General features: G+C 43.6%; 21 protein-coding genes and 1 tRNA gene. 15 read left to right on the top strand and 7 right to left on the bottom strand.

Translation table 11 applies throughout. The annotated features are described in order from the left end of the window. Positions 1-219: 219 nt before the first annotated feature. Complete coding sequence (gene rpiA, locus LC605_RS11760) at positions 220-927, top strand: ribose-5-phosphate isomerase RpiA (protein ID WP_229547720.1); 708 nt, start codon at positions 220-222, stop codon at positions 925-927. Between the two features lie 290 nt (positions 928-1,217). On the opposite strand, the gene LC605_RS32920 is transcribed toward rpiA, so the two are convergent. Continuing rightward, positions 1,218-4,799, bottom strand: a complete 3,582-nt coding sequence (locus tag LC605_RS32920; protein ID WP_306426856.1) for a DUF4347 domain-containing protein — start codon at positions 4,797-4,799, stop codon at positions 1,218-1,220. Between the two features lie 794 nt (positions 4,800-5,593). Between LC605_RS32920 and LC605_RS11775 the strand changes: the two genes are divergently transcribed. Together LC605_RS11775 and LC605_RS11780 are read left to right on the top strand one after the other, a co-directional pair. After that, a complete protein-coding gene (locus LC605_RS11775; RefSeq protein WP_229547721.1) occupies positions 5,594-7,219 on the top strand; it encodes a serine/threonine-protein kinase in 1,626 nt (541 codons plus the stop codon). 365 nt (positions 7,220-7,584) lie between these two features. Beyond that, the gene (locus LC605_RS11780; RefSeq protein ID WP_229547722.1) at positions 7,585-8,118 is read left to right on the top strand and encodes a dihydrofolate reductase family protein; all 534 of its coding nucleotides are present in this window, start codon (positions 7,585-7,587) and stop codon (positions 8,116-8,118) included. Between the two features lie 101 nt (positions 8,119-8,219). Here the strand turns inward: LC605_RS11780 and trxA (LC605_RS11785) are convergent, their stop codons facing one another. From trxA (LC605_RS11785) to LC605_RS11795, 3 genes are read right to left on the bottom strand one after another with little or no spacing between them, the layout of a single operon-like run. Beyond that, the gene (gene trxA, locus LC605_RS11785) at positions 8,220-8,558 is read right to left on the bottom strand and encodes a thioredoxin (protein WP_229547723.1); all 339 of its coding nucleotides are present in this window, start codon (positions 8,556-8,558) and stop codon (positions 8,220-8,222) included. A 17-nt stretch (positions 8,559-8,575) separates the two neighbouring features. After that, complete coding sequence (locus tag LC605_RS11790) at positions 8,576-8,761, bottom strand: hypothetical protein (protein WP_229547724.1); 186 nt, start codon at positions 8,759-8,761, stop codon at positions 8,576-8,578. Further along, complete coding sequence (locus LC605_RS11795; RefSeq protein WP_229547725.1) at positions 8,758-9,069, bottom strand: hypothetical protein; 312 nt, start codon at positions 9,067-9,069, stop codon at positions 8,758-8,760. The genes LC605_RS11790 and LC605_RS11795 overlap by 4 nt, the downstream gene beginning before the upstream one ends. Positions 9,070-9,496: 427 nt before the next feature. On the opposite strand from LC605_RS11795, the gene LC605_RS11800 reads away from it, so the two are divergent. The 5 genes from LC605_RS11800 (at position 9,497) to LC605_RS11820 (ending at position 15,938) form a co-directional block, all read left to right on the top strand. Next, positions 9,497-9,706, top strand: coding sequence for a hypothetical protein (locus LC605_RS11800; protein WP_229547726.1), 210 nt, complete (start codon positions 9,497-9,499; stop codon positions 9,704-9,706). A gap of 670 nt (positions 9,707-10,376) precedes the next feature. Further along, the gene (locus LC605_RS11805; RefSeq protein ID WP_229547727.1) at positions 10,377-12,053 is read left to right on the top strand and encodes an ABC transporter ATP-binding protein; all 1,677 of its coding nucleotides are present in this window, start codon (positions 10,377-10,379) and stop codon (positions 12,051-12,053) included. 587 nt (positions 12,054-12,640) lie between these two features. Continuing rightward, positions 12,641-13,132 (top strand): GNAT family N-acetyltransferase, encoded by a 492-nt coding sequence (locus LC605_RS11810; protein WP_229547728.1) that lies wholly within the window; start codon positions 12,641-12,643, stop codon positions 13,130-13,132. Positions 13,133-14,003: 871 nt separating this feature from the next. Beyond that, entirely contained in the window at positions 14,004-14,834 is an 831-nt protein-coding gene (locus tag LC605_RS11815; protein WP_229547729.1) for a metallophosphoesterase, read from the top strand. Between the two features lie 270 nt (positions 14,835-15,104). Further along, on the top strand, positions 15,105-15,938 hold the full coding sequence (locus LC605_RS11820; RefSeq protein ID WP_229547730.1) for a metallophosphoesterase: 834 nt from the start codon (positions 15,105-15,107) through the stop codon (positions 15,936-15,938). Positions 15,939-16,587: 649 nt separating this feature from the next. On the opposite strand, the gene LC605_RS11825 is transcribed toward LC605_RS11820, so the two are convergent. Next, positions 16,588-17,217 carry a DnaJ domain-containing protein gene (locus tag LC605_RS11825; protein ID WP_229547731.1) on the bottom strand — a complete coding sequence of 210 codons (630 nt, stop codon included), beginning with the start codon at positions 17,215-17,217 and terminating at the stop codon, positions 16,588-16,590. A gap of 32 nt (positions 17,218-17,249) precedes the next feature. On the opposite strand from LC605_RS11825, the gene LC605_RS11830 reads away from it, so the two are divergent. The 6 genes from LC605_RS11830 to LC605_RS11855 all read left to right on the top strand — a co-directional run bounded on the left by LC605_RS11830 (position 17,250) and on the right by LC605_RS11855 (position 23,374). After that, positions 17,250-18,347, top strand: coding sequence for a tocopherol cyclase family protein (locus tag LC605_RS11830; protein ID WP_229547732.1), 1,098 nt, complete (start codon positions 17,250-17,252; stop codon positions 18,345-18,347). A 33-nt stretch (positions 18,348-18,380) separates the two neighbouring features. Next, positions 18,381-18,454 (top strand) — tRNA-Arg (locus tag LC605_RS11835). A 599-nt stretch (positions 18,455-19,053) separates the two neighbouring features. Continuing rightward, entirely contained in the window at positions 19,054-19,584 is a 531-nt protein-coding gene (locus LC605_RS11840; protein ID WP_229547733.1) for a YdcF family protein, read from the top strand. Between the two features lie 829 nt (positions 19,585-20,413). Next, positions 20,414-21,577 (top strand): GuaB3 family IMP dehydrogenase-related protein, encoded by a 1,164-nt coding sequence (locus LC605_RS11845; RefSeq protein ID WP_229547734.1) that lies wholly within the window; start codon positions 20,414-20,416, stop codon positions 21,575-21,577. A gap of 510 nt (positions 21,578-22,087) precedes the next feature. Continuing rightward, the gene (gene trxA / locus LC605_RS11850; protein WP_229547735.1) at positions 22,088-22,411 is read left to right on the top strand and encodes a thioredoxin; all 324 of its coding nucleotides are present in this window, start codon (positions 22,088-22,090) and stop codon (positions 22,409-22,411) included. Positions 22,412-22,561: 150 nt separating this feature from the next. Next, positions 22,562-23,374 carry a carbon-nitrogen hydrolase family protein gene (locus tag LC605_RS11855; protein ID WP_229547736.1) on the top strand — a complete coding sequence of 271 codons (813 nt, stop codon included), beginning with the start codon at positions 22,562-22,564 and terminating at the stop codon, positions 23,372-23,374. A 282-nt stretch (positions 23,375-23,656) separates the two neighbouring features. Here LC605_RS11855 and fba read toward each other — a convergent pair whose 3' ends face one another. Continuing rightward, the gene (gene fba, locus LC605_RS11860) at positions 23,657-24,736 is read right to left on the bottom strand and encodes a class II fructose-bisphosphate aldolase (protein ID WP_229547737.1); all 1,080 of its coding nucleotides are present in this window, start codon (positions 24,734-24,736) and stop codon (positions 23,657-23,659) included. A gap of 459 nt (positions 24,737-25,195) precedes the next feature. On the opposite strand from fba, the gene LC605_RS11865 reads away from it, so the two are divergent. Next, on the top strand, positions 25,196-25,624 hold the full coding sequence (locus LC605_RS11865; protein ID WP_229547738.1) for a hypothetical protein: 429 nt from the start codon (positions 25,196-25,198) through the stop codon (positions 25,622-25,624). A gap of 348 nt (positions 25,625-25,972) precedes the next feature. On the opposite strand, the gene LC605_RS11870 is transcribed toward LC605_RS11865, so the two are convergent. Continuing rightward, positions 25,973-26,125, bottom strand: a complete 153-nt coding sequence (locus tag LC605_RS11870; RefSeq protein WP_229547739.1) for a hypothetical protein — start codon at positions 26,123-26,125, stop codon at positions 25,973-25,975. Between the last annotated feature and the right edge of the window lie 615 nt (positions 26,126-26,740).

A 26,740-nucleotide genomic window follows, 5' to 3' on the forward strand; every position in this document is an offset into this window, starting at 1 on the left:
CTCTCTTCTCTCTGTGTTCTCTGCGCCTCTGTGGTTCGTAAAAAAAAGAATTTCAGCCCTTTTGTGAACCCTATTGAACTATAGATGTGAAGTCACGAGTGTGCAGCTTGCAAAAATCAAGGGAGTAGAAATCAGCAACAACTTGTTTTTTACCTTTCATTTTTTGGCCTTATCTGCCTACTACTATGGACTATAGGCAGTTTTTCAGGAGTTTTGGGAATGACAGTAACAGATCCCGTAAAGTTGATGAAGCAAGAAGTTGGCAAAGCCGCCGCCGCCCTGGTAAAATCGGGTTCCATCGTCGGGTTGGGTACGGGGTCAACTACAGCATATACAATTCAGTTTTTAGGCGATCGCCTGAAAACTGGTGAACTCAAAAATATCATTGGCATACCTACCTCGTTTCAGTCAGAAGTCCTGGCGAAGCAGTACGGTGTCCCTCTCGCCACCTTAGACTCTATTGACCACATCGATATTGCCATTGATGGTGCAGATGAAGTCGATCCGCAGAAAAACTTAATTAAAGGCGGTGGTGCAGCACATACCCGCGAAAAAGTCGTAGACTACCTGGCAGAACAGTTTATCGTCGTCGTAGATAGTGGTAAGTTAGTAGACCGCTTGGGTTCTACTTTCGCAGTGCCTGTGGAAGTGATTCCAATGGCAATTACTCCTGTTACCAATGCCATCAAAAAACTCGGTGGCAAACCAGAACTCCGCATGGGTGTGAAAAAAGCTGGCCCAGTGATCACTGATCAAGGTAACTTTGTCTTAGATGTCAGATTTGACTCTATTGAAGATCCAGCCGGTCTAGAAAAGACATTGAATAACATTCCCGGTGTTTTAGAAAATGGTATCTTCGTTAACTGTGTCGATTTAGTTTTGATTGGTGAAGTCAAAGATGGTCAGCCATTAGTGCGACAACTGTAACAGTTGTAGATTTGGGATTTTAGAATTTCAGACACATCTAAAACCCCAGATAATATCATGTCCGGGTGATTACTTATAACAAAACCTATCAATGTAGGTTTTGTTGAACTTTAGTGTTACCCAACATGAGCAAGGGTAAAATGTTGGGTTTCGTTCCTCAACCCAACCTACACATATTATCAGTCAATACACTTGGGTTAAGCATTTCCTCCTTCTCTTCTCTCTGTGTTCTCCGCGCCTCTGTGGTTCGTAAAAAAAAGAGTTTCAGCCCTTTTGTGAACCGTATTGCACTATATGGTGCTTTGCCCATCAAAAAGTATATTGCCGATAGTGGAGAGGTTGCCTAGTTTTTGCAGGATAACCTTGTCATCAGCCACCCCTTCAAAAGTGATTTCCAGATTGTTACCATTGCGGGTGAGTATCAGATTTTGGGCTGTCAATCTAGTACCTTGGAATTTGAGGATATCCAATTCGGCAATAATTGCTGCCGAGGGATTTGAGCTTTTACCTAGCCCACCGAAGTCGGTGATAGTATCAACACCATCACCTAAGTTGTAAACAAATGTATCCTTACCGCCGCCACCAGTTAGGAAGTCGTTACCTTGATTACCTGCGATCGTATCGTTCCCGCCTTGAGCATTAATTATCTCACCGTAGTTCTTGCCCACTAGATTATCAGCGCCATTGGTTCCCTTCAGGCTGTTGAACTCTAAAGCACCAATATCAACTTTACCCTCAGATATTCTGCCAAATCCAGCGCCACGTTGGTCAGTGGTGACACCAGCAGGAACTAGGGCATTATTGCCAGCATTAATGCCGGGACTATCCCCAAGTAAGATAGAAGTCAAGGTTGCACCACCATTATTTTGCAGGCGGCTGAGTTTGGGATCAATGGGGTTGCTGCTGCTGCCCACTAAGGTGCTGGTGGTAAAGCCTGTACTACCAATGTTATTGCCAATCAAGTTACTGCCAAGGTCAGTGAAGCTGCCTTTAACGTCAGCAGAATTATCCCCGAAGTTGCCTGCAATGATAGTGTTTCCAACAACGACAGTGCCATTAGAGTCATTAAAAACGCCCCCACCCTCGCCTTCTATAAAAAAGTTATCTTCGGTATTATTGGTAATAGTGTTATTGGTGAGAGTGAGTTTGCCACTGTTAAAGATGCCACCACCATAGTACGCTTGACCGCCAGAGATAGTGCTTCCGATTATCTCAGCAGTGCCTGAGTTATAAATGCCGCCGCCGTAGGACGGGTAAGGGTCAGGAGCATAACGATTCTGTCCATCGCCGAAGGCCCGATTATTAGAGACAGTACTCCCTGTGATCTTGACAATGCCTGTGTTCAATATGCCGCCCCCATAGGCAGGGATGAATTTGGTGTACGCATTATTATTAGAGACAGTACTGTTAGTCAGGCTAAGACTGCCTGTGTTAAATATACCACCGCCTAATGATGACCCCAAGTTACCAGAAACAGTGGTGTTGGTCAGGCTGAGATTGCCTCTGTTAAAGATACCTCCGACTGCTCCCTTATTATCCGAGACAGTGCTTCGCGTCAAGTTGAGGCTGGCATTGCTATTGAGCAAAATACTGCCATATATAACATCATTACCATTGGCAATCTTCAAGCCATCAATGCTAACATCTGTAAGAGTTCCCGTGATCTCAAATACACCTGAGGCATTATTGCCACTGATGGTCAGCTCAGATGCTCCAGATCCAACAATGGTTACATCATCGCTAATCGTCAGTTCCCCAGATGTGAGGGTGATGATATCTGGGGTGGCATCAGTGAACACACTGCCTACAAAGGTAATGGTATCTGCCCCAGCAGTCCCATTGGCATTGAGGATTGCTTGTCGCAACGACCCTTTTCCAGAATCATTGGTATTAGTCACCACTGTGTCCGTATTAACGGGTGATGGGTTAGTTGACTGGACTTCATAAGCACCAATATCAACTGTAGTGCCTGAGATTCGGTTAAATCCAGCACCTCTTTGGTCAGTGCTGACACTAGTTGCTAGGGAATTATTCCCGGTGTTAATGGCAGGACTACCTGTCAGTAAGGCATAGGTTAAAGTTGCACCGCCGTTATTTTGCAGCGGCCCGAGTTTTGGGTCAATGGGGCTGGCGCTAGTCCCCACTAAGGTGCTGGTGGTGAAACCAGCGCTACCAATCTGATTGCCAATCAGGTTATTGCCCGAATTCCTGAAACTGCTGCCGGACACGTCGGGGTTAATGCCGCCGGAGGTAGATTTGTCGAAGTTGCCTGCAATAATGGAGTTACCTACAATGGTGAGTCCGTCACCATAAGAATCAGTCTCACGACTCAAAACGCCACCACCGTTACCAACACCATCGCCGTTGGAGTCAGCAGTGTTATTGCTAATTGTGCTGTTGATCAGGCTAAGATTGCTAAAGTTATAAATGCCACCGCCATCCTCTAATGCCTTATTGCCAGAGACAGTAGTATTAGTCAGGGTAGCTGTACCGACTCTAAAATAATAAAAATCTCCTCCGTTATAAATGCCACCGCCGGAGTTTGCCCTATTGTTAGACACCGTGCTATTGGTAAGCTTAAAGTTGCCTTGGCTATAAATGCCGCCGCCGGAGTTTGCCGTATTGTTAGATACAGTGCTATCGGTAAGCCTGAGGATGTCATTGCCGTTGGTTGCAGAGCTATTAATACCACCACCGTCCAAGGTCGCCGTATTGTCAGAGATGCTGCTTTTAGTGACGCTGAGGATGTTTCCGTTAGCGATACCGCCACCGGAGTCTGCCCTATTGCCAGAAACAGTAGTATTGATCAGCTTAAGGATGCCTTGGTTGTCGATACCGCCGCCAAAGGAGTCATTCGAGGTTGCCGTATTACCAGAAACATTACTGTTGGTCAGGCTAAGGATGGTATTGCTATTGACCAAAATTCCGCCGCCATTGGTATTATTACCATTAGCAATTTTTAAACCATCAACGATCGCATCTGTTCCGATTCCTGATATCTCCAAGACTCTGGAAGCATTATTCCCACTCACAGTCAGCTGAGATGCCCCAGTCCCCAAGATGGTAACATCCTCAGTAATAGTTAGCTGCCCAGAGGTGAGGGTGATGGTATCTGGGGTAGTATCTGTGAATACACCTCCAAAGGTAATGGTATCATCCCCAGGAGTAGCATTGGCTAAGTTAATTGCCTCCCGGAGTGTGGTGATGCCGTTGTTCCCATTGCCATCATCCGTGTCTTTGGTACTATTTACCTCAAACGTTGCCAGTACTCCTGCATAAGCTTCTCGCGTCCTTCGTCCAAAGGCAAGATTTACTTCCATATCAGCAGTGCGAACTGACAACTCCCAGTTACCCCCTAATGCTGTATTGCCAATCCGTTGACTAGAAGCGGCAATATTTGCCCCTGTGAGTTGGTGCAGTTTTTGGACAAATTCTGCTCCCGCATCACCAGAAGCGACATTGCAACCATAGATGAGTAAGTTGTTGAAATTATCGCTTTTGCCAGAAGTGGAAAATATCTTCTGCCATTGTTGTAGTTCTTGGCTGTATTCGTCGAGGTTATGGAGTCCTAAAAGAGTGTTGCCCAATTGTAAGCAACCTGGGGCACCGTGGCACACAATATGAATGTTAGTCAAATTCGAGCAATATCTAAGGACAAGCTGCTGCGCTTCTACCCAACTAGCCAGAATTTTTGTGATTTTTTTAACACCATTTTGTGTCGAGTTCAGTAGTAATACTTGAGTATTATCAAGCACTCCATCGACTAAATCGCTATAGTCTTCAACTGCCATATCGATGAAGACTAGACTATGGGGAGAGGAGGTGGAAGTTGGAGGATTTACTGTGAATTGCAAGGGATGTAGCGTTGACATTTTGTTTCTTCGCGCTAAGGTTATGAGGGAAACTCAAACCGACTTCAGCCTGGGGTAATTACAGGGATTTCACATAACTACTGAGAGTTAAAACAACTATAATACGTACTAATTATTTTCCCTTTCGTTGCTATCATCTAGCAAGTTACTGCTTTTGTAAAGCTGAATAAGTATGTAATTATACGGATTTATTAAGTAAATTTAGCATATGTGTCAAAAATCAGATTTTATGCTGCGGCAAAAGCTAGACTACTACAATGTCTAAGTTAGTTTTAAGAAACCACCCGGAACTGAAGTTCCTCTCTTGTAGCTAAAGTCCGTTTTAACGGACTATAACCTTTTCTCAGTCGTCTTGAGACGACTTTCGCTATTAGACTGAGAATTAATTCTGAGGCGGGCTAGATGCACAAAGCGTGCTTAGGAAATAAGGACTGAAGTCCTTACTACAAACTTGCTTATTCATCAATTTAAACTTGACAGACTACTAGGACTTAAAGCTTTTTCTCCATTACTCATTACAGTAAAAGTTTTGATTCCCAAGTCAATACCAATGCTTTGCTTAGCGCGTCTTCCGCTTTAGGCTTGCCACACTCCCGCGCTATCCTATGAGAAAGATAAAACTGTTGTGATCATGGGGAGATCTTTCTCACTTCCGGAATTCCAACAACTAAATCATCCCGTAAGATAGACGGGCAAGAACGCTGCCCGATAAAAAATATGGGAAAATTTTTGGGAAATCCCTCAAGACTCAGGACTCGCTACGTTATCTGCTCACTCAGGACTCAGGAATCTTTATGTTAGCAGGCACAATTTTACAGGATGGAAAATATACCCTAATTCAAGAAATAGGGCGAGGTGGCTTTGGCATTACGTTTAAAGCTACGCACCACTACTTGGGTCAGGAGGTGGTGATGAAAACCATCAATGAACGGCTGCGACAACATCCTGATTTTGCCAAATTCCAGCGCCAATTCCAAGATGAAGCCAGACGATTAGCCACGTGTATCCACCCTAATATAGTCCGAGTTAGTGACTTTTTTGTGGAAGCTGGACTGCCTTACATGGTGATGGAATACATTGCTGGGGAAACCTTGGGAGACGCATTTGTACTACCGGGGATGCCAATGCCTGAAGCTACAGCAATTCATTACATCCGGCAAATTGGGGCAGCTTTGCAGGTAGTACACAACAACGGTTTGTTACACCGGGATGTCAAACCAGATAATATTATCCTTCGCCTGGGAACGCAGGAAGTAGTACTAATTGATTTTGGCATTGCCAGGGAATTTAATGGCGGTGTGAGGCAGACTCACACAGGTTTGGTTTCTGATGGTTATTCTCCCATTGAGCAGTACTTGACGCAAGCGCCACGCACACCTGCCACAGATGTTTATGGTTTAGCAGCAACCTTGTATGCACTGTTGACAGCCCAAGTTCCGATGCCAGCATTATTGCGCGATCGCGAGCAAATGCCTTCCCCCCGCGAACTGCAACCACACTTGAGTGCTGCTGTCAACCAGGCGGTAATGCGCGGTATGGCGGTGGAGTCTCGTTTTCGGCCAGCGACAGTTGCTGACTGGCTGCAATTGCTACCAGAAAATGAAGGGAATGTGATATCGCCAGCCATCGCCACTTACGCAGTGCCAACTGTCAATTTATCTGCCCAGCAAGCACCAACTGTAATTGGCAAAACTGCCCAAAATCCTATACATAGTCCGTCTGCGTGGGCGCAGTCCAACCCAGGTATCGCTAAAGAAACTATACTGGCTAAAAAACTGGGGTCATCTAAGATATTTATTGGTCTAGGTGTAGCCCTAGTTGCTGCTACAACAGGTTTTGGGATCACGAGCATATTACCTAAATCTCAGCAGCAGCCAACCGCCAAGCCGCTTTTTGAACAGCCAACTCAACAACCAGGCGCAAAATTACCTGACTTCGATAGTACATCTTCACCACCAGGTGAAGAGACTAACACCACCTCAAGAACCCAAACAGCACCTGTCTCTAATTCCAAGCAGCGCAGGCGTAATCGTCGTTCTTCCCAAAAAGAATCTTCCCGCAGCCCTACACAAGAGTCGCAACGCAGCAATTCTGAACAATCCACACCTTTACCTTTACCTAGCGTTTCACCCACACCCTCCTTAGTGGAGACACTACGGGCGATCCGCTCATCTCGTAATGCTTCTCCTGCACCATTGCCACAAAATAACTTACCCGCTTCTAGTCAAAATTCTGCCTCTCCTCAACCCGTGAGTCCATTAAATCCTGTGGTTATACCACCAGTACCACCAACGGAATCGAAACAATCAGATCCTTCTGCTGTAGTAGTACCAACACTGGAAAAGCAAAATTCACCGACTAATAGTCAACCCCAAAATGTTGAGAAGTTCGAGGAAAAGGTACAAGATGATAATAACTAAGTAGGTTGGCGCAATTAAAGTTAACTGGCTAAGGCTGTCATTCGTCATTTGTCATTTGTCATTAGTAAGGGTTTTAAGCTTATTTACGTTTTGTAACATACTTGAGTTTTTTCGCACCAAGGTACTTAGTACCGCAAGGCAAAAGTCAAAAGTCAAAATTAAAGAAACTACCACAATCACAGGGCTATTTCATTCTAGACATAAACCACCCGGAACTGAAGTTCCTGGCTCATAGCTAAAGTCCGTTAAAACGGACTATAACTTTTTCTCAGTCGTCTTTAGACGACTTTCGCTATTAGACTCAGAATTCATTCTGAGGCGGGCTAGATGAGAATGAAATAGCCTATACCACAATCAGAAGCACAATGACGAAAGTTACACTCTACATTGCAGCTAGTTTGGATGGCTACATTGCCCGCACTGATGGCGGAATTGATTGGCTATCAATTCTTGATACAGAAGGGGAAGACTACGGTTACACTGCTTTCTACGAATCAATTGATGCTATTGTGTTGGGCAGCAAGACCTATGAAGTAGGGCTGAGTTTTGATGAATGGCCTTATGTCGGGAAGAAATCCTTCGTTTTCACCCAGCGCCATCTCCAATCTAACCGTGAGGACGTTGTGTTTGTTTCTGATACAGTGAAACACGCCTTAGCAAATATAGAAGCTCAAGGTTTTAAAAATATCTGGCTAGTTGGTGGCGGAGCATTAATCAATTCGTTTCTTCAGCACAGCTTGATTGACGAATATATTATTTCAACTATTCCAATTATCTTAGGTGGCGGCATACACCTTTTTCCACCGCCTAGCCCTGAAGAAAAATTGGAGATGGTTAACTCCAAACAATATCCAAGTGGTTTACTGCAAGTAAACTATAGGCGAAAAGGAAAGGTTTAAAAATTTATAATTATGCCTCAAGTGGCGAGAAGTCCGAGCCTCGGAAGCCGACCCTCGGATCTTCGGGGAAATAAAATAAACCCTTTTTAATTACGAATTAGCTAAAGAAGCTTCTGAACAGCGTTGCTGAAGTCTTCGTAAGGAGAAACTCCCACGATAGTTTCTCCTAAAATACCATCTTTGAAAATTAAAACTGCTGGAATACTCCGAAGACCGAATCTTTTGAAAATCGGCTTGTTGCTGTCAACATCTACCTTAACGACTTTAGCGCTACCTTTGTATTCCTGGGCAAGTTGATCCATTAACGGACTGATCAGACGACAGGGGCCACACCAAGTCGCAGTAAAATCAACAACAACAACTTTCTCTTCACTTCCATTTAAAACAGCATCAAATTCACTTTCTTGAACGTAAGCAACTATCTGAGTATCAGTAGACATTTTTTAATTCCTTAGTATCAAACTAAAATTTCAGCCAAAATCCAACTATATAAACTATACTCCCTTCTGCCTGTCAGATTTACCAGTGACTGACATTGGTAAACTCCTGCAATTGTCGGTAGGATGGATTGTGCGATCGCCGAACGCACCCTACCAACTGACCTAATCCAAAAACCCATGCGTTCAAAGGGTGGAAGCGTCAATAGTCGTTCTTTTGATCAAACAGTTCTAACAACCCAATTGTGCCTACAAAAAAAGTGTAAGTAGCATATTGTATTGGCATTTTGTTTCTGGAAGGTGCATAAAAAGCTGCTATAATACTTTCGATAAAATGGCTGGTTATGGCAAAACGCTCAATCCAAAAAATTGGGTTAAGGCTGCTTGGTAAATTATTATTAGTTAATACTGCATAAATGTTCCACGATTCCAATCCAATTGCGCTTGTGATCAGCAATGTAGATATAATTTTTACAATGTGAAAAATCTTTCTATTTATAAACTTTAAGTTCATACTGCTCACAAAAAAATGTATAAATCTAGAAAAATCGGTAAATTAACAGACAAGTTAAAGTGTGTTATCTAAAAATTCACCCGAAGTCAACCAATCTTACATCATGATTTATGTTTTTGTAAAAGTCTGTAAAAATATTGACATGGTGTCTTAGGGGTTGTTTGAAAAGTATTTGAGTGTGATTTTAGGCACTTGTTGACCCACCTAACCCCCCGATAAATTGGTTACCGTGTATACACAGGTCGGTAGACCTCTCCCCAAACCCCTCTCCGACGCGGAGAGGGGCTTTGAAGTCACTCCCCTTGGGAGAAGCAAGTGGCACGTGATTTCTAATCGCCGAGGCAAGTAATAAATTGAAAAAAGTGTGGAATAATACATAGATGGTAAATTTAATTGCACTCCATAGATTGAGAATAAATGTAAAGCTATGATTGCTCAACATTACAATTCAATTCATGTTGAAAACAACTTGCTTAAACAAATCAAAATTAAAGAAAATCAGCTAAGAATTGCACAAGAATCTAATATGCTCTATGTAGCAGAAGCATTACAGAATCAATTATTCAAGTTACAGAGTCAACTATCAGAGCCGCAAGACGTTGAAATCCAAGCGTTGATGAGTTTGCTAGACGATTAAAATTGTAAATTTGTGTTCCAAAGTTTATTTAAAACCCCAAAAATATGCTATTTAGACTCTCTCTCTTCCTTGGTGTCCTTGGCGTCCTTCTCCCAAGGGGAGACGCTACGCGATGGCGGTTCGTAAAAAAAATTAGGTATTCTTCTGGCGGGAAGGGAGGTCTAATAGACATCTGGTGAAAAAGAATTGTTTTGACGTAGCACTGCTACGTCTCTACAAGCACTGTTACGTCTCTACAAGGGTTCTGGGTAACGCATATTTAATTTCACCAGATGTCTAATACTAATCTGTTGACACTCTCCGACCTAAAGGCGCGGAGATTCTTAAGACCTCACGGCCAAAGTATCCTGTTTACACAGGTTCCCAGGCTCACTACGTTTGCCCCATAGGGCGCAGTGATATCTCCTCAAGGTTTTTCGGGCGTAGACTTTCCCCCAGTCCGGGGGTAGGTTTTTAAATCTTGTACTGATTGAGCTATTCTAACATGGCTGAGTCCTAAAGGACTCAATTAGCCTTCTCCCAAGGGGAGACGCAAGCGCGAACATCACGCAGCCTGAAGTACGGAATACGCAACTACGTTGCTGTTCCTCAAGGGTTTTCAAGGGTTTTCTATAAACTATCTTAAATTTGAAATTATCAAAGCTGGTAGCTCAGGGGAGATAACTAAACTATGAGTGAAGCCTTATTCTGTATCGAAAATCTGCGAGTTGCCTATCCTCAACGCCCTGGAGAAGAACCAACCTGGGCAGTTGATGATGTGTCTTTCACCTTGCAACCAGGCGAAAGAATGGGATTGGTGGGAGAGTCGGGTTGTGGTAAGTCAACTATCGGACGGGCAGTAATGCGTTTACTACCAGCCTCTAGTCGGGTTGAGGGAGGGGTGACCTTTCAAGGAAAGTCGGTGTTTGATTTGATACCTAACCAGTTGCGTAAATTTCGGGGAGAGGCGATCGCCTTAATTTTTCAAGATCCCATGACACGCCTCGATCCGTTGATGACTATTGGTAAGCATTGTATCGAAACCCTTCAGGCGCACTCACCAGAATTATCAACGCCGTCAGCTCGAGAAAAAGCACTTGCTACCTTGGCAAAGGTAAATATTCCAGCCAGTCGCTGGAATCAGTTTCCTCATGAGTTTAGCGGTGGAATGCGGCAACGGGTAGCGATCGCCTTAGCTTTACTCCTCAACCCGAAGTTGATTGTTGCCGATGAACCTACCACCAGTTTAGATGTCACCGTCTCCGCGCAGATATTGCAAGAACTAACTCGGCTGTGCGGTGAAGAAAACATGGGATTGTTGCTGATATCTCACGATTTAGCAATGGTGGCTGAATATTGCGATCGCATTGGCGTCATGTACAACGGTAAGATGGTCGAAATGGGTTCTACAGAAACCGTGTTTAGACAACCTCAACATGAATACACGCGATCGCTCTTAAAAGCAGCTTTACACATTCAAACAATAGATGAAATAGGGAGTGAAAACTGGGGAGTGGGGAGTGGGGAAGAAAAGCAATTACCGATTATTAATGAGAAATCCCCAATTTTGAGTGTCACAGAACTCAAGCAACACTACACCATCGAACCTAACTTTATCGAACGACTGTTTAACACCCAAGCGCAGACAATTAAAGCAGTAGATGGGATCAGCTTGGATCTTTATTCAGGAGAAATTCTCGGCTTAGTGGGAGAATCAGGTTGTGGTAAAACTACACTATCACGAACAATCTTGCAACTAATTCGTCCCACTAGTGGCAAAGTTGAGTTTTTCGGACAGGATTTAACTAAACTGTCGCGTCAAGAAATTCGTTCCTCACGGCGACAAATACAAATGATCTTTCAAGACCCTCATGCTTGTCTCAATCCAGCGATGACAGTGGGACAAAGTATCGCTGATCCTTTATTTATCCACAATCTGGCCAATTCTGCTCAGGCAAAAGAACAAGTTTTGTGGATGCTAGAGAAAGTTGGGTTAACACCGCCAGAAGTGTATTATGAGCGTTATCCATCAGATTTGTCTGGAGGACAACAGCAACGAGTAGCGATCGCTCGTGCTTTGATTACTCACCCTAAACTTTTAATCTGCGATGAACCCGTGAGTATGTTAGACGCCAGCGTCCAGTCGCAAGTGCTGGATTTGATGTTGCAATTAAAAGAAGAGTTTGAATTAACTTACCTATTCATCACTCATGACCTTTGGTTAGCTCGATTTTTATGCGATCGGATTGCCGTAATGAATGGCGGTAAAATTGTCGAACTCGGTCTGACAAAAAAGATTTTTGCCAATCCTCAGCACCCTTATACTAAAACCTTACTAGCTGCTGCTCCATTATTAGCACGCGCTTAACTAAGTAGGTCGGTGCAATTAAAGTTAACTAGCTAAGGGTGTCATTTGTCATTTGTCATTTGTCATTCGTCATTTGTCATTTGTCATTTGTCATTTGTCATTCGTACTGAGCGACTCGCCCTGACTTGTACTGAGCGCAGCCGAAGTAGCGACTTGTACTGAGCGCAGTCGAAGGGAGTCGAAGTATTTGTCCTTTGTCATTAAGTAGGTCGGCGCAATTAAAGCTAACTGGCTAAGGCTGTCACTTGTACTGAGCGACTCGCCCTGAGCGCAGTCGAAGGGAGTCGAAGTATTTGTCCTTTGTCACTTGTACTGCCCTTCGACTACGCTCAGGAACCGCGAAGTCGAAGTATTGGTCACTAGTAAAGATTTTAAGGCTATTTACGTTTCGTAACATACTTTGATTTTTTCGCGCCAACTTACTTAGTAAGGGTTTTAAGCTTATTTACGTTTCGTAACATACTTGAGTTTTTTCGCACCAACGTACTTAAATCAAGAGTGATGAGTTGAAAATTCCTGACTCTCTTCCCTTGCTTACACTGTATTATTTTTGAATATTTCTGAAGATTTTTTCCGAGACGGTGTCAATGACTATTCGCCATGCGACTGAAACTGACTTACCTACAATTGTGGCAATTTACAACGCTGCAATTCCTAGCCGCATGGCAACTGCTGACTTAGAACCAGTATCTGTGGAAAGTCGTCTTGCTTGGTTTAAGGGGCGATCGCCTTCACAACGCCCACTTTGGGTAACTGAAGTAGACGGAGTCATCGCTGGATGGCTTAGTTTCCAATCCTTTTATGGGCGACCCGCCTATAGCAAGACTGCCGAAATTAGTATTTACATAGCCCCTAACTTTCATCAGCGCGGCTTGGGAGGGCAACTTTTAGCACAAGCAATTAGCGAAAGTCCTCGTTTGGGTTTAAAGACCCTAGTATGCTTCATTTTTGCCCACAATCAGCCCAGTTTAAAACTTTTTGAAACATTTGGTTTTCAACGCTGGGGACATTTACCTAAAATTGCCGAACTTGACAGCGTTGAACGGGACTTAGTGATCATGGGACTACGAATTAGCTAGATCAGCAGAAGCCCCACACTCACTTTTAGGAGTGTGGGACGCCAGTCGCCTGCGACGGGAAACCCGTCTACAGCGCTGGCTCATGAATGCGCGGGAGTGGAGAGATATAGTAATTAATGTATTTTAGCGTAGCCAAAACATTTAATTGCTATGTCGAACCATGACCCATATTCATTATATTTCCTGAGAGAAATATGGTATTATATCATGTCCGGTTGATTACTTACTAAACCCCAAGAACCCCACCCCGCCAAAGCTGTGCTTTGTCTCCCCTCCCCGCCCGCGGGGAGGGGATTAAGGGGTGGGGTGCAATGACTGTGAGAATCATAACTAATTACCCGGACATGATATTATAGGCAAGTACAGACAAAGCCGAAAATGCTGGCTGTACACTGAACCTAGACAATCTAGAATATGGGGTTCCATTCAAGAATAGATATTTTTGTATCGTCTCCGTGAATGGGTAAAATTCTAGCGGTACTAAGGTAGAACATACTTTTTTGTACTTGTTCAAATCTGCGGCAGGGCATGACGTGGATTCAAAACAAAGCTCAGTTAATGTCTTCAATTAAGAGTCGCCCAGATGCCTACACTGTAATGTACTCAGTCAGTGTAAGTATGTCACTAAATCTGTTGTTTAAGCAATCCCCGATAAATTGAGGGACTTTGATGTATTTTTCTTTCTTCGTATGAAACCACCCTGCTTCTTAAGGGGGGATCTAAAAGTGCAAAGATACAGCCAACCACTTTTAAAACATCCTTTAAGGCGAAGGCATCGTGAAATTTTCAATAAGTTGACTGGTCGCTACAGACAAACCGACGATGTTTCCTTAGGCTGTAAGCGCTATGATTGAGCTTTATTGAACGTCTTATGCATTGGTTGTTATCTGGGCCGTTGAGTACAGAAGAATTGACGGTTAACATTACAGGTTTGCCTGCATCGTTACAAGGTAAGAAACTGGTGCAGTTGTCAGATTTTCACTACGATGGTTTGCGGCTGTCGGAAGATATGCTTTCAAAAGCGATCGCCGTTAGCAACCAAGCTGAACCAGATTTAGTTCTATTAACTGGTGACTACGTAACTGACGATCCGAGGCCGATTCAGCAACTGGTGCTTCGACTCAAACATCTGCAAAGTCGCTGTGGGATCTACGCTGTTCTTGGCAATCACGACATACATTACAAAGATGCAAAAGCAGAAGTTACAGATGCCCTTACTAGCATTGGAATTCACGTTCTTTGGAACGAAATTGCCTATCCACTAGGAAAAGAATTACCACTTGTTGGATTAGCAGATAGTTGGTCACAGGAATTCAATCCTATACCAGTAATGAACCAGCTAAACCCCAACACACCCTGCATCGTCTTATCCCACAATCCAGATACTGCGGAGATATTACAAGCATGGCGAGTCGATTTACAATTATCGGGTCATACTCATGGTGGTCAAATCGTAATTCCTGGAATTGGCCCTGCGGCATTGTTTTACGAAAAGCTTGTAGAAAAAATACCCAGAAAAGTGCGACGTTTAGTCCCATTTTTACAAGTAAATCTTTCTGTAGTCAGCCATTGGGAATGGGCACAGGGTTTTCATCGGCTAGGAAAAAATCAACTATATGTCAATCGTGGTTTGGGAACTTATCTCCCAGGACGCTTATTTTGTTCCCCAGAAGTTACTATCATTACCCTACAAGCTGAATGAGAAGCCAGGAAGCAGAAGGAAAACCCCATAACTAAATTCAGCGATTTCCAATAGACATAGGAGTGAAATTAAATATGCGTTACCCAGAACCCTTGTAGAGACGTAGCACTGCTACGTCTCTACATTCCTTTTCACCAGATGTCTAATAAATAAATCAATTAATCAATTAATTGTATTTCGAGTAAATGACATAAATTATTGCATTTTATCAAGTTACATTTTGATTTTTGGTAAGCTGTAAGCGCTGGTATGAGGAGTATCGGTTGCCTTATGCATTGGTTGTTTACAGGACATTTAAGATTAGATAAAATAACGGTTAAGATTGCGGAACTTCCAGCATCTTTACAAGGTATAACGCTAGTGCAGTTGTCAGATTTTCATTACGATGGTTTGCGACTGTCGGAAGCTATGTTAGAAAAAGCGATCGCACTTACTAACGAAGCTGAACCAGATTTAATTCTATTAACTGGTGACTACGTAACTGACGACCCGACACCAATTCACCAATTGGTGCTTCGACTCAAACATCTGCAAAGTCGCTGTGGTATCTACGCCGTACTTGGGAACCACGATATCTATTACAGTCATTCAAAAGCAGAAGTTACACAGGCGTTAACTAGTATTGGCGTCCATGTGCTTTGGAATGAAATCGCCTATCCACTAGGAAAAGAATTACCATTGGTAGGACTAGCTGATTATTGGTCACGGGAATTTTCCCCCGCACCACTCATGAATCAACTAGACTCGGCTACACCCCGCATTGTTTTATCCCATAACCCAGATACAGCCAAGATATTGCAACAGTGGCGCGTAGATTTGCAACTATCTGGTCATACCCACGGTGGTCACATCGTAATTCCGGGCATTGGCCCCGTAGTATTCTATTATAAAAAGCTACTGAAACAAATTCCCAAAAAATTGCGGCGTTGGGTAACATTTTTCTTGGGAGACTGTTCTAAAGTCGTACGATATTGGGAGTGGGCGCAAGGGTTTCACAACGTAGAACAAAATCAACTATATGTCAATCGTGGTTTAGGAACTTATAAACCAGGACGTTTATTTTGTCCACCTGAAGTGACTGTAATTACCTTAATTAGTCATTAGTCATTAGTCATTAGTCATTGGTTATTGGTCATTAGTCATTGGTCATTGGTCATTGGTCATTGATCATTAGTCATTGGTCATTGATCATTAGTCATTGGTCATTGGTCATTGGTCATTAGTCTAAATAAAGGACAAAGGACAAATGACAAAGGACAAATGACGGAGACGTTGCGCGAACGCTGGTCAGAGTGCAATTTAAATGCATAACACTCAAAGCAGAAACCGCCTGAAGCTACGATGGATAAATATCAGCAGCTTGGGGCGGTTTCTTGAAGATTGGAGAATTCAGAAGTAACTAACTCAAACTAAGGTGGACAACATTCACGATCGCTCTACGAATCAATTGCGCATCCTTAATATTCCAACTAGGCAGGTATTTTCTGGCTGTGCGTTTTAAAACCTCCAATACGACTCATTGAACTCAAGGCAAAAATACATTCAATGGATGCCACAATCAAAACAGCGATCGCAAGAATATTAGAGCAGGAGGTACAGGCTCTAACTTGAAGGTTTTTGTTTAACTTTTAACCTGTTTGTACCTTGCTCTTAATCTAGCATTATGTTTTTTAACCTACAAGACACGTTTACTAAACTTGAGTACCATTAATTTATCGCAACAATTCAGAAATCTTTCTTAAGAATCCTCTGCTCATCTCCAACGTCGATTTAGCCGCAGTAAACTTTTAATCCCTCGACAAAATCTTTCTAGCAGAGGCGTAGGTTTTGATACATATCTAGGTGAGCGTGACGTCCGTGCAGCACCGGGATTTATTAACTCTTGTTCTATTTGTGCAGCTTTATTTAAATCAGAAGCGGCTCTATATTCGTATCCCAGTTGTGAGCAAACTAGCCCACGATATTTATATGCGTCAACATAGTGAGGATTGAGACGAATTGCGTGGGTAAAATCTGCGATCGCATCCTCATATCTTCCTTGTGTAGCATTCTCTACTCCTAAAGTATAGAAAGTTTCTGCATCCCAACGATTGACAGATACTTTTGGGGGATTTGTACGCGAAGATGAAGATGGATTTTCAGCAATAGAAGGCTCAGATGGACTTTCAGATTTGAGATGATTGTAAGCTGCGTTGATTAATTTAATTTTTTCTTCAGCTTCCTGCTTTTGCCTTTGATCAATAAAGCGATCTGGATGCCAAGTTTTTACCAGTTGACGGTAAGCTCGTTTTATTTGTGCTGGTGATGCACCAGTTTTCAGCCCAAGAATTTCATAAGCATCATTGATATCGAAGCGTAGACGTTTCGGCTTGTCGTTAGACATCGCGCATACTCAAAAAATCGGCAACTATCTCTATGTTAACTATTCCCATAAATCCTCTCCAATCAACCCAAACGCCCCATTCTGGTTATCACTGGGATGGCGGTAGTCGCCGCTTTTTTGAAGGCTGGTATTACCGTGTCACTTTACCGGAAATTGGGCAAACATTCGCCTTTATGTACTCCATTGAAGACCCCATCGGCGGTAAACCCTATAGCGGCGGTGCAGCCCAAATCCTGGGCCCGGATGATGAGTATTTATGCCGTACTTTTCCTGATGTCAACAAATTTTGGGGTAGTCCAGATGTTCTGGGTTTAGGTCATTGGGGTAAAACTAATTTGCAAGTTTCTCCCCTATACCTACTCCCCGCAGAGTTTGAGCATCATGTTCAAGAAGGATATCAAGCCACAGCCACCTTGAATCAGGGAATAATTCGCGAACGCGCCACTAATAATTATTGTCGTTGGCAGTATGAAATTCAACCACTATACGGTTGGGGAAATCAAAATAGCATTCAGCAATCAACCGCAGGCTGGCTATCATTCTTGCAGATTTTTGAACCTGGATGGCAGATTTTGATGGCTCACGGTCTAGCCAGTGGGAAAATTGACTGGAATGGCAAAATCTACGAATTCACCAACGCCCCAGCCTACGGCGAGAAAAATTGGGGTGGTGCTTTTCCGCAAAAATGGTTTTGGATAAATTGTAATTGCTTTGAAGGCGAACCCGACTTAGCATTAACTGCTGGCGGTGGACGGCGGGGTGTGCTGTGGTGGATGGAATCTGTAGCGATGATTGGCTTGCACTATCAAGGGAAGTTTTATGAATTCGTTCCCTGGAATTCACAAGTAGAGTGGCAAATTCAGCCTTGGGGTAGATGGCAAATGAAAGCTAGTAACTCCAATTACGAAATTGAATTGACAGGAGCCACCCATCTACCTGGTACACCTCTACGTGCGCCCACAGCAGAAGGTTTAAGATACTGTTGCCGGGACACCATGCAGGGAAAACTCAATTTAGAGTTACGAGAACTAAATGGGAGAAAATCTCAAATAATCCTCAAAGCAGAAAGTCTTCTTTGTGGTTTAGAAGTTGGCGGCGGCTCTTGGGATAATTATTGGCAATCTCCCTAAAACTACTGCTATAATTACATATGCTTCGTAATTGGGGTTGTAGCTCAGTTGGATAGAGCGGACGCCTCCTAAGCGTCAGGTCGTGCGTTCAAGTCGCACCAGTCCCGTTGTTTCCCGCACTATTAATATAGGGACTTCCAAATAAATAAATATTCAACTATTTATTGTGGGGTGGGCGACACGAGAACCCTTGACTATGGACTCTCGTGTCGCCCACCCCACAAGATGGGATAATTTATTTCTTGGTAATCCCTATAGTAGCGGTTCTCTCTTGGGCGCAGTACAGTTTTGACCTCGCTTCCATTAAAAGGAGAGAAGCTTTGAATCTTACTCCCCTTCCCTTGAAGGGAAGGGGCTGGGGGTTAGGTCTGTATTCCATGCAATTGGGAACCGCTATAATAGCGGCGCACATCTAGATGTGCGCCTCAACGTTATACTTTCTTGAAACGAGAAGCACTATATAAAGTGGCTAAAACCCTTTGATCAATCGTTCCATACCGGTTAGGATAATCCATCAATTAGAGAAAAAACTCCAATGGCGCTATAACGCAAAAATCAACCTGAGCAATATTTGGGCAGATTCTTTGAAACTTTGCTACTCTACTATCAATTGTTTTTTCTTATAGCCAGAGAAAAATTTGGATTGACTAAATTAAGTTATTAAGCCTTGAATAAGCTACTCTTTACAGGTAAATCTTTTCGTTTTATGGCTTTTGTCCTACCGATAATCATCTGGTGGGGATACAAAGAAGTAAAAAACCAATTTGTGCAGCCGCAAGCAGTTGTAGTGTTGGGTGGTTCAACGAGACATTTAGAGCGAGAGAAGTTTACCGCCAAATTCGTTCGCGATCATCCAAATATACCCATTTGGATTACAGGCGGCAGTCCACGTACATTCACCCAACGAGTGTTTACCAAAGCTGGTGTTGATCCCAAACGCTTACACTTGGACTATGAAGCAGTAGATACTGTTACCAACTTTACTACGTTGGTGGATGATTTGCAAGCTCGCGGTATCAAGAGCGTTTATTTGATTACTTCAGACTTCCATATGCGCCGGGCTTGTGTGATCGGCGAAATTATTTTAGGTAGTCGGGGTATTTATTTAAAACCCGTGCCAGTTCCTTCAGAAAAACCCCCTGAATCTGTCGAAAAATCTATTCGTGATGGAGCTAGAGCGATAATTTGGTTACTAACTGGTTACACTGGTGTAGATGCGGCTAAGAATAAACGGTAAATCAAATCAATTTTGGACTTTGGATTTTAGATTTTAGAATTGAAGAACTAAGTACAGATGCAGCGTAAAATCGTGGCCAATTGAGGGTTGAAATTTAAACGCATAGGCGCCTCGCCTTCCCGCAGGGTAGGAACGCAAAGGGAAGCGCATAGGCGCCTCGCCTTCCCGTAGGGTAGGAACGCAAAGAGAATTCGCTACGAATTTATGAAATATTGTACTAAGTCAAGATTATAGAAAATATGCCGAAAACCCTTGAGGAACAGCAACGTAGTTGCGTATTCCGTACTTCAGGCTGCGTGATGAAGGCTAATTGAGTCCTTTAGGACTCAGCCATGTTAGAATAATTCAATCAGTACAAGATTTAAAAACCTACCCCCGGGCTGGGGGAAAGTCACTCGGCCAAAAACCTTGAGGAGATATCACTACGCACGACGAGTGCAAACGTGGTGAGCTGCGCGTACCTGTGTAAACAGGATATTTTGGCCGTGAGGTCTTAAGAATCCCCTCGCCTTTAGGCAGGGGAGTGTCAATGGCATTAACTCAGTTAAACCAATTAACAAAGTTTAGGGGTTTAATTCCTAGCCTTTCAAGGGCAGAACGTTTTGGGTCGGGGTGTAAATCCCCGTCACAAAACAAAATTTACGAATTACGAATTACGAATTACGAATTATTTTAATAACTTTTCCTTGATGGGTACTTTGCATCCACCAAAGTTTTGAGCCGCACCTGAGACTGCTGGGAGTAGTCTAGTATAATTCGGGAAAAAAACACTCCAACTTCCCCCACAATTTGATACCCTAGCTTAAACAGATTTGAGAAAATTTAAAGCGTGGAAATTCAACTTGGGCGGGGAAAAACAGCTCGCAGAGCTTACGGAATAGATGAAATTGCTCTAGCCCCCGGTAACAGAACACTAGACCCCAGCTTGGCAGATACTAAGTGGCGTATTGGCAATATTGAGCGAGAAATCCCGATAATTGCCAGTGCAATGGATAGTGTAGTAGATGTTCGCATGGCTGTACGTTTGTCACAGTTAGGAGCATTAGGTGTCCTCAATTTAGAGGGGATTCAAACTCGCTATGCTGACCCAGAGCCAATATTAGATCGGATTACCTCTGTGGGCAAAGATGAATTTGTTGCTCTTATGCAAGAACTCTATGCCGAACCAATAAAGGCGGAATTAATTGAACAACGTATTCAGGAAATTAAACAACAAGGTGGCATTGCGGCGGTGAGTGGAACTCCAGCCGGTGCAAGTAAATATGGTGAGGCAGTAGCAAAAGCTGGGGCAGATTTATTTTTTGTCCAGGCTACGGTAGTTTCCACTGCACATCTGTCACCAGAGTCTTTAGTACCACTTGATTTAGCAGAATTTTGCCGTTCCATGCCCATTCCCGTGGTGTTGGGGAATTGCGTCACTTACGAAGTCACGTTGAATTTGTTAAAAGCCGGGGCGGCTGGGGTACTGGTGGGAATTGGGCCTGGTGCGGCTTGTACATCTCGTGGGGTGTTAGGTGTGGGCGTACCACAAGTAACTGCGATCGTTGATTGTGCTGCGGCAAGAGATGATTACTATCAGGAAACTGGCAACTATATCCCTATTATTGCTGATGGCGGTTTAATCACCGGTGGGGACATTTGCAAATGCATCGCCTGCGGTGCCGATGGTGTGATGATTGGTTCCCCCTTTGCCAGAGCCACAGAAGCCCCAGGACGAGGTTATCATTGGGGTATGGCGACTCCCAGCCCCGTCTTGCCCCGTGGCACCCGGATTCGCGTTGCCACCACTGGTAGCCTAGAGCAAATACTCATCGGCCCAGCAGGACTAGATGATGGCACTCACAACCTTTTAGGAGCCTTAAAGACTAGTATGGGCACCTTAGGAGCGAAAAATATTAAAGAAATGCAGCAAGTGGAAGTTGTGATTGCACCTTCTCTATTAACAGAGGGTAAAGTTTACCAAAAAGCTCAACAATTAGGTATGGGGAAATAGAATTGGGGCATAGGGAATAGGAGATGGGGCAAAAAGACGACGCCACTTGCTTCAAGTCGGGCAAAGAAACGGGCGGTTAGAAACCGCGTCTACACAAACTCTCACCCACCTACGTGGGTTTCAAAACCTTGATTTGACTTTAGTTTGCGCAGGCGGACTTTCCTTGTATAGCCGCGAATGACCTTCGTCAAGGCTTAAGTTGACACCGATGCTTCCCAATTCCCAATGGCAAATTCCCAATGCCAAATTCTTCAATAAATTTTTCCAGCCCCTAAACAATTGCTGGAAAAATCCGATATGTCGCCTACAATAGAGATAGCGGAGACGCATGTTTCCGTTCACTCCTCACACCACACTCCGCCCGGACTACTGTTCGGGCGGTTCCTTATTTTTGTAAATAAATTCTAGAGCTTCTTTGCAAATATACATCCTCTACTTTCAAGCTGAGGTTTTTGCTATGGTAGAATTTTCACCAAGCTCAGATATTTATTATTGGCGAAGGTTTTAGGCATGTCAGCAGCCGCACAAGTTACCGATTCTAGTTTCAAGCAAGAAGTACTCGACAGCGATGTACCCGTTTTAGTTGACTTTTGGGCACCCTGGTGCGGACCATGCCGTATGGTAGCTCCTGTTGTTGATGAAATCAAAGAACAGTACGAAGGTCAAATAAAGGTCGTGAAAGTCAATACTGATGAGAATCCTAATGTTGCTAGTCAGTACGGCATCCGCAGTATTCCCACATTAATGATTTTTAAGGGTGGACAAAAAGTGGATATGGTGGTGGGCGCAGTGCCTAAAACTACATTAGCTTCCACTCTCGAAAAGTATCTTTGAAACTCAAGTGGTAACAAAATCCTTTTGAGTTATCCATGTTGTTCTAACTTTAGGTTAATTTTTATAAACAAGTTTGAGAGGCGCGAATTTCTCGTTTTTCAAACTTGTTTACATTTGTATACGATAAATCAACTGTTCATTGTTGAATCTATGAAGTCTTATTTAGCCGCCGCTATTCAATTGACCAGTGTGCCCGATCTACACAAAAATTTGGCACAGGCAGAAGAATTAATAGATCTTGCCGTGCGTCAAGGTGCTGAATTGGTGGGTTTGCCAGAAAACTTTTCCTACATGGGAGAAGAAAAAGACAAACTTGCGCAAGGTGATGCGATCGCTCGTGAAAGTGAAAAATTTCTCAAAAAAATGGCTCAACGGTTTCAAATTACCATCTTGGGCGGCAGCTTTCCACTTCCTGTAGACAATACAGGCAAAGCTTATAACACCACTTTACTCATCGACCCAAACGGCCAAGAACTTGCCCGCTACTACAAAGTACACCTATTTGATGTTAATGTTCCCGACGGCAACACCTACCGTGAATCCAGCACAGTTGTGGCTGGTACACAACTACCCCCTGTTTATTTCTCAGAAAAACTCGGTAATTTAGGGCTTTCTATTTGTTATGATGTCCGCTTCCCGGAACTGTACCGTCATCTGGCAGAGAAGGGAGCCGATGTGATCTTTATTCCCGCCGCCTTTACCGCCTTTACAGGCAAAGACCACTGGCAAGTACTACTACAAGCCAGAGCCATCGAAAATACCGCCTACGTCATTGCTCCTGCCCAAACAGGTAACAACTATGGCCGCCGTCTAACCCACGGCCACGCGGTTATTATCGACCCTTGGGGCGTAATTTTAGCCGATGCTGGGGAAAAGCCAGGAGTTGCGATCGCAGAAATCAAGCCCACTAGGCTCGAACAAGTCCGCCGTCAAATGCCCTGTTTACAGCATCGGGTGTTCTAGGGATTGGGGATGAGGGGGATGAGGGGGATGGGGGGGATGAGGGGGATGAGGGGGATGAGGGGGATGAGGGGGATGAGGAGTGGGGACTGAGTAGGGGAGCAGGGGAGGGAAATAACTAATACCCAATGCCTACTTGCCCTGAGCGAAGTCGAAGGGATGCCCCATGCCCAGCGCTTATGGATAAAGCAAAAAACCGGGATTTACCCGGTTTTTAACAACATTAAAATCCTCAGTTTTTCAGAAGCATAGCAGGACTGTGCCCCGATTTATTTGTTGTCAAAATTAAACTTTAGCAGCTGCTTTGGTAACAACGTTGAGTTCACCTTTAGCATACTTAGTAGCAAAATCTTCCAAAGAAATTTGCTTGATCTTGCTTGCATTGCCAGCTGTGCCAAATTGCTGATAGCGTTCAGCACAAACCTTCTGCATATATGTAATCGAAGGCTTGAGGAAGTGACGGGGGTCAAACTCCTCTGGTTTTTTAGCCAAAGCTTCACGTACAGCAGCAGTAATAGCTAAACGGTTGTCGGTGTCGATATTTACTTTACGTACACCACTCTTAATACCTTTTTGAATTTCTTCTACAGGTACGCCGTAGGTTTCAGGAATTGCACCACCATACTGGTTAATCAGTGCAAGCAAATCTTCTGGTACAGAGGATGAACCGTGCATTACCAAGTGGGTGTTGGGCAAACGGCGGTGAATTTCTTCAATGCGGCTGATTGCCAAAATTTCCCCAGTTGGTTTGCGGGTAAACTTGTAAGCACCGTGGCTTGTGCCAATGGCAACAGCCAAAGCATCTACTTGGGTTGCTTCTACAAAGTCAACAGCTTCATCGGGGTCGGTTAGCAGTTGTGAGTGGTCAAGTGTACCCTCAAATCCGTGACCATCTTCAGCTTCACCAGCACCAGTTTCTAGAGAACCCAAGCAACCGAGTTCACCTTCAACACTGACACCCAGAGCATGAGCTACATTTACAACTTCGCGGGTAACATTGACGTTGTACTCGAAGCTAGCGGGAGTCTTAGCATCAGCTTCTAAAGAACCATCCATCATCACGCTGGTGAAGTTGTTCTTAATTGCTGAGTAGCAGGTAGCAGGAGCATTCCCATGATCTTGGTGCATGACAATGGGAATGTGAGGATAGGTTTCTACGGCTGCCAAAATCAGGTGGCGGAGGAAGTTTTCTCCTGCATAAGCACGAGCGCCACGAGAAGCTTGCAAAATTACCGGGCTATCTGTTTCGACAGCAGCCTTCAGGATCGCCTGAATCTGCTCCAAATTGTTAACATTGAAAGCTGGGATGCCGTAACCGTTTTCAGCTGCGTGATCCAACAGCAGCCGCAGTGGTACAAGCGCCATAGATAGTCCTCCTAATGTGGTTGTCAGCTAGTCGGTGTGAGAGAAGCGTAAATATTATTACGCTAAATCTTAAGAGTTTTTTCAACTTATAGGAAATTATAACTAGTGTCGTGTGCCTATGTTGAAAAAGTTTACGCCATAGTTATTATAAATATGTTCTATACTTGCTCTCTACTATTGTAGTATGCTCCATACTTGCTCTGTACTGCTGTACATTTAGCTACCCTAGAGCTAGTAGCTCTGGTAGCGCAGTACCCAAAACGGCCATCTCAAAGCGATCGCGCCTTGGGTTGAAAAATTTTATCAAAGTTTATTGCCAGGATTGTTAGGGAAGTAAGATTTATAGTTGCTAAATTTCAAAGGTCTTGATAAGCTAAAACACCAATAATATAAGCTTTTTGGCGGTTTTTCTGTCTTGACATTCCCGAAGAAGCCGATGCAATATAGGAGTGTTTTTTAGTGAACGCAGCTGAACAAGCAACGAACCTTGAACTCGCCAGCAACATTGCTACGGTAGTTAATTTGTTCAAATTCGAGTTTCCTGATGCCAAATCTGATCTCAAACCCTGGAAAAATGACCCGGAAACTAGGGAGTTAGTTGATCCAGATTCTATAGATATTGGCTTTCACTTTCCTGGTATCAGCAAATCTTGGCGAAGTCGCAGTCTTTTGATTCAAATTCGATTTTATCAAGATCCCGTCAATAATTCCCGCCGGGCGATCGGCGTGGAAGTCGCCGGATTTGATCATCGCGGCGAAGCTTGGCGACTTTCTACGGTAGAAAACTGGAGTATTGTCGGCGCATCTTCGCCTTCTGGTGAAATTCGGGATAAGCTCAAACAGATTTGCCGACAAATTTTAGAAGTATTTAATAAACAAAGCCAATAAAATCAACTTGTGTCAGAGAAAGTAGTGAGGAATAATACAGAGGAAAGGTTTGCGATCGCTTGACTTTTAAGACATTGGCTAAAATAATACTGATATTTTTTCACCAAGCCCAACATTCGTGCAGGGAACAGAAAATAGGGAACTCTTAACTCTTAACAGCTTTGAAAACCTGCCCGAATGTTGGGTCGGAGAGGATGTTTTAAAAGTATTTTTCGTCACACCAAAGCGTCTCTGGGCTTGTTTAACGACAGGCTGACGCCAACGGGGAGAGGAATGGAAGCAGGGTTTTTAGTATACTTTACGACTTTTCAAACATCCTCTTACACCTGTGCAATTTATGAAACATTCTTACTGAAAAGATCGCAATAGCAAGCTAACGATATTTGGTGGTGTTTCTGGCACAGGTGATGCTGTCTTTGTCTGAATAATATTTGGGCTAAGTACTGCTATCAGGTGGAGCAATAAGGTGAGGATGGCGGCTTGTATAAGTTTTTCCAGCATGGCACGTCTCTCTCTGAGTGGATAGCATTTCAATTACGACTGGTTATTCTAAATACACCTTTTACTATAGATTTCCCGAATTTAACAAAAATAACTTGATAATTGCTGAGGGAAATCCTAAAAAATGTTTAAAATGCTACAGGAAATTAACATAATTTTCTCCGGGAGTCTAATTTCGGTTATTGGTCTAATTAGCACATCGCCAAGGTTGTGCCACAAAGGCCATAACATTAGCGACAGATGGAGTTTTTTAATTTGTTCTTCCCTAAATCGGGTAGACAGTTCTTGCAGTTAAAAAGTGCCCTTAGAGGTTAAATCTATCGCAAAAGCACCTTTTGCTCTCTTGTTAGATCAGACAGAATGAGAAAGATTTACTTGTATCTACCTGTGAACACTAGAGATAAACCCCAGTTTCATGCTCTCACAAGAAAATCGCGGGTCGTGTTTCCTCCACTTGACTTTCAGTCAGTGGAGGAAACACGCCACGCGTGGTTTTAACCACCGTGAAAAATGATAGAATTAAAGTGCAAGTAGGAATAATCATCTACGTGTTGAAGTGTTTTGTAAGGAGTAACCCCTGATTTACCTCGTACCTGCACAAGTTGTAGCCCTGGG

It is taken from the genome of Nostoc sp. CHAB 5836 (assembly GCF_020829445.1).
Classification (GTDB): domain Bacteria; phylum Cyanobacteriota; class Cyanobacteriia; order Cyanobacteriales; family Nostocaceae; genus Nostoc.